5 protein-coding genes are annotated in these 3704 nt (G+C 38.8%); all 5 read left to right on the forward strand.

From position 1 onward, the window contains the following. A partial coding sequence (locus ACY65O_RS02755; protein WP_462219323.1) for an acyl-CoA dehydrogenase family protein occupies positions 1 to 1037 on the forward strand: 1037 nt, incomplete at its 5' end. 402 nt (positions 1038 to 1439) lie between these two features. Beyond that, positions 1440 to 2384, forward strand: coding sequence for a 3-hydroxyacyl-CoA dehydrogenase family protein (locus ACY65O_RS02760; RefSeq protein ID WP_462219324.1), 945 nt, complete (start codon positions 1440 to 1442; stop codon positions 2382 to 2384). A gap of 22 nt (positions 2385 to 2406) precedes the next feature. After that, entirely contained in the window at positions 2407 to 2868 is a 462-nt protein-coding gene (locus ACY65O_RS02765; protein ID WP_462219325.1) for a GIY-YIG nuclease family protein, read from the forward strand. A gap of 3 nt (positions 2869 to 2871) precedes the next feature. After that, positions 2872 to 3177 (forward strand): DUF6922 domain-containing protein, encoded by a 306-nt coding sequence (locus ACY65O_RS02770; RefSeq protein WP_462219326.1) that lies wholly within the window; start codon positions 2872 to 2874, stop codon positions 3175 to 3177. 128 nt (positions 3178 to 3305) lie between these two features. Continuing rightward, the coding region (locus ACY65O_RS02775; RefSeq protein WP_462219327.1) for a class I SAM-dependent methyltransferase at positions 3306 to 3704 on the forward strand (399 nt) is incomplete at its 3' end.

Here is a 3704-nt window from a genome sequence, read left to right on the forward strand (position 1 = left end):
CAGAATTTCCACAACAGATTATAAAACAACTTGGAGATTTGGGTTGCTTTGGGCCAACCGTGCCTGAGCAATACGGCGGCGGCGGCCTTGATTATATTTCTTACGGTTTAATGATGCAGGAACTGGAACGTGGCGACAGCGGTGTACGCAGCACCGCTAGTGTGCAGGGCTCGTTGGTAATGTTTCCTATTTATCAGTACGGCAGCGAAGAACAACGCAATAAATATTTACCCAAACTAGCCAGCGGCGAATGGTTAGGCTGTTTTGGATTAACAGAACCCAACCATGGCAGCGACCCAAGTGGTATGCTCACTACCATTAAGGATGCCGGCGATCATGTTTTATTGAACGGCGCAAAAATGTGGATCAGCAATGCGCCTTTTGCACAGGTAGCTGTTGTGTGGGCAAAAGATGAAGCCGGAGATATAAGGGGTGTGATTGTAGAAAGAGGGATGGAAGGTTTTAGTACGCCTACAACACATGGCAAATGGAGTTTGCGTGCAAGCGCCACCGGGGAGTTGGTTTTTGATAATGTAAAAATTCCGAAAGAAAATATTTTACCCAATGTAAAAGGATTGAAAGGTCCGCTGGGATGCTTAACCAAAGCCCGTTACGGTATTGCGTGGGGCGCAATTGGTGCGGCAATGGATTGTTATCATATTGCTTTGGAGTACAGCAAAGAAAGAATTCAGTTTGGAAAACCTATTGCACAATTTCAACTGCAGCAAAAAAAATTGGCAGAAATGGTTACCGAAATTACCAAGGCACAATTATTAAACTGGCGCTTAGGTGTACTGATGAACGAAGGAAAAGTTACTCCTCAGCAAGTAAGTATGGCGAAAAGAAATGCCTGCGAAGTGGCTACCAATATTTGCCGTGATGCCCGCCAAATGCTGGGCGGCATGGGCATTACCGGCGAGTACCCGATAATGCGACACATGATGAATTTGGAAAGTGTAATTACATATGAGGGCACTCATGATATTCATTTGCTGATAACTGGAATGGATGTGACGGGGTTGAATGCGTTTAAGTAAGAAGCTCCTCCCGCCCCCTGAAAGCCCCCTCTATCTCCCCCAAAGGGGGAGGAAACGAAGGAGATTGTAGCGAAGATGAAAATAAAAAGTTTTGAATTATTATGAGCCCCTCTTGAGTTCCCTCTCCTAAAGGAGAGGGGTTGGGGTGAGGTTTTTGGAGCCGAATTTTTGTAATGCTATTTAGCTGCATTGGTCTGGCCTAAGGCGAGACACTCTTCAACATTTAGTTCTTTACTCAGCTCTTCTTAAATTTAATGCAGCTTTTATTTTATAAAACAAAGCCCCTCCTATCCTCCCCCAGGGGGAGGGAAATGTAGAAGATGAAAAAGAAGATTATGTTTTGCAACAAAAAAATTACGAAATGAGTGAAAAACAAAAAAGAAAAAATAAACTCTTAATAAAATGAACAGCACTTCAAATTTTAATTCTCTTTTAGTTCCCCCTTCTGGGGGCGGAGGGGGCAAAGTGAGCGTAATCGGCGCAGGCACCATGGGCAATGGCATTGCTCATGTATTTGCACAAAGTGGTTTTACAGTAAATTTAATTGATGTTAATCCATCGCAATTGCAAAGGGCACTAACTACTATTGAAAAAAATATCGACCGGCAAATTGCAAAAGGCACAGTAACTGAAGAACAAAAAAAACAAACGCTTAAAAATATTACCTCAGTAACAGATATTGCGGAAGGCATTAAAAATGCGGCGCTGGTAGTAGAAGCTGCAACAGAAAATATTGATTTAAAACTCAGCATTTTTAAACAGATGGATATTGCTGCACCTGCAGGATGTATTTTAGCGACCAACACCTCATCTATCTCCATTACAAAAATTGCAGCCATAACCAAACGTCCGGAATTAGTAATTGGTATGCATTTTATGAACCCCGTGCCGGTAATGAAACTGGTAGAAATTATAAATGGCTACGCTACAAAAAAAGAAGTAACGCAAACTATTATCGAATTAAGTAAACAATTAGGTAAAATTCCCTGTGCAGTAAACGATTACCCTGGCTTTATTGCCAACCGCATATTAATGCCCATGATTAATGAAGCCATTTACAGTTTATATGAAGGCGTTGCAGGTGTAGAAGAAATTGATACCGTAATGAAACTGGGAATGGCACACCCGATGGGGCCATTGCAGTTAGCCGATTTTATTGGCCTGGATGTTTGCCTGAGTATTTTAAAAGTTTTGCAGGATGGTTTTGGTAATCCTAAATATGCCCCTTGCCCGCTGTTGGTAAATATGGTAATGGCTGGTAAATTGGGTGTTAAAAGTGGTGAAGGATTTTATGTTTATATGGCTGGGAGTAAGGAGTTGGTAGTGAGTGAGCGGTTTAGAAAATAAATTCTTTAAATTAAATAAAAACATGACTTTAAAAAGGGAACTTACGATTTTAAAATTCAAAAGGATTGGGAAGCTTAAGATTCAGATTAAAACAAATGAAATTCTTTTTAAAAAGGAAGCAAAAAACATAAAAGTTGAATCGGGAAATGTTTATGTGTTCGTAACCGAAAAAGAAAAGAAAGCCTGTAAAATTATTTACATTGGAATGACTGAAAAAACTATTCTTGAGAGATTAAAAGAACATGTGAATGGTTATAAAAATACTCCAAGAGGAATACCTGTTGGTGAAATCTTAAAAAAGAAGATACCAAAACAATATACAATTGCTGTATATTGTCGTAAATCTGACAAAGAAACTATTTTAGATATTAAGGGAATTTCCTTATGTGCTGTGGAGGAAAAAGCACTAATCAAAAGATTTAAAGAAAATCATTGTTTAATTAACGGTAGGAAATTAAATAATTATAGTTATACTTCAATATGACTTATGCAAAAGCCCACCAAACCATACGACAACAAACGCATTTTCTGGGATGTAGATTCCGAAAAATTAGACTTTGATGAAAAGGCTACATTTATTATTGAAAGAGTTTTTGAAAGGGGTGATGTGGAAGATATCAGGCAATGCAGGAGATTTTACGGGGATGAAAAAATTGCGCCTGTATTGATTAAAGATGAACGACTCACACCGCAGCAGATAGCATTAGCTGTTGCACTATTTCAAAATAATGGAGAGGACTACATTGCCTACAGGATAAAAACAATTCAACCACAGCAATATAAAATCTTATAAGACCCTACTATTACCCCTGTTGGTTAACTGTCCAGCAACTTCAAATAAGCAACCTTCATTTTTATTGTATCTCCATTTTTCGTAACTTTTATCCTGAATTATCAACACCAGTTAATTAAACTATAAGCATGGACAGAAAATACTGGGAAACAATTGCCCCCAAATACGAAACTGAAATATTTGATGTGTTGCAAAATGATGTATCGGGCAGTATTGTTGCCGCAATTGAGGCAATGGCTTCGCCTGAAAAAACTATTATTGATATTGGTTGTGCTGTGGGTAAATGGATGCCGGTGCTGGCACCAAAATTTAAAATGGTTATTGCTGCAGATATCTCTGCAAAAAATTTGCAGATAGCAAAAGAAAAATATACCGGGTTTGATAATATAGAATATCACCGGATGGATATGTCAGCCGATGACATTTCTGTAATACCCTGCGATGCTGCCATCTGCATTAACGCCATCCTAACCCACTCTCTTGAAAAAAGAATTAATTTCTTTCAATCACTTTCGCTTTGTTTAAAT

The sequence above is a fragment of the Ferruginibacter sp. genome, assembly GCF_031430955.1.
Classification (GTDB): domain Bacteria; phylum Bacteroidota; class Bacteroidia; order Chitinophagales; family Chitinophagaceae; genus Ferruginibacter.

Excerpts from the sequence above, each read along its gene's own strand:
- ACY65O_RS02765 (WP_462219325.1), top strand. The coding sequence starts at position 2,407 with ATGACTTTAAAAAGGGAACTTACGATTTTAAAATTCAAAAGGATTGGG.
- ACY65O_RS02760 (WP_462219324.1), top strand. The coding sequence starts at position 1,440 with ATGAACAGCACTTCAAATTTTAATTCTCTTTTAGTTCCCCCTTCTGGG.
- ACY65O_RS02770 (WP_462219326.1), top strand. The coding sequence starts at position 2,872 with ATGCAAAAGCCCACCAAACCATACGACAACAAACGCATTTTCTGGGAT.